We start from the raw sequence: 566 nt of genomic DNA, 5'->3' as shown, positions 1-566 counted from the left end.
CGCTGATTCGGTCAATTAAAGCAGACTAGATAAATGGCTAAATATTCAAGAATAGAAGTGTTTCAGGCGATGAAGACGACGGGTGTTGTACCTGTGTTTTTTCATCAGGATTTTGATGTGTGTAAAGCAGTGGTAAGGGCTTGCTATAATGGGGGTATCAGGGTATTTGAGTTTGTTAACCGGGGCGATTTTGCGCATGAGTTATTTGCCGAACTGAATAAGTATGCCCTGGCTGAATTGCCGGGAATGATTTTGGGAGCTGGCTCTATCGTTGAAGAAGCAACTACCGCCCTCTATATCCAGAATGGCGCCAATTTTATTGTTTCACCACTATTGAATGAAAACATGGCACGCATTTGCAACCGGCGCAAGATTATGTGGTCGCCAGGTTGCGGAACAATCTCTGAAATCAATATGGCACAAGAACTAGGTGCCGAGGTGATTAAGTTATTTCCTGCCTCTGAGGTTGGGGGGCCATCATTTGTAAAGGCCGTTAAAGCCCCCATGCCTTGGACCGATGTCATGCCAACAGGTGGCGTTACCTGTGAGAAGGAGAACTTATCAGA

The 566-nt window shown here is 45.6% G+C and carries 1 protein-coding gene; it reads left to right on the top strand.

The window, feature by feature from the left end:
* Positions 1-33 precede the first annotated feature (33 nt).
* Positions 34-566, top strand: a 533-nt coding sequence (locus KDU71_RS23500; RefSeq protein ID WP_212193442.1) for a bifunctional 4-hydroxy-2-oxoglutarate aldolase/2-dehydro-3-deoxy-phosphogluconate aldolase, incomplete at its 3' end; no start/stop codon positions are given.

Source organism: Carboxylicivirga sediminis, from assembly GCF_018156225.1.
Lineage (GTDB): Bacteria > Bacteroidota > Bacteroidia > Bacteroidales > Marinilabiliaceae > Carboxylicivirga > Carboxylicivirga sediminis.
The sequence above is the reverse complement of the archived record's forward strand: the minus strand, read 5'-3'. Positions and strand labels throughout refer to the sequence as shown.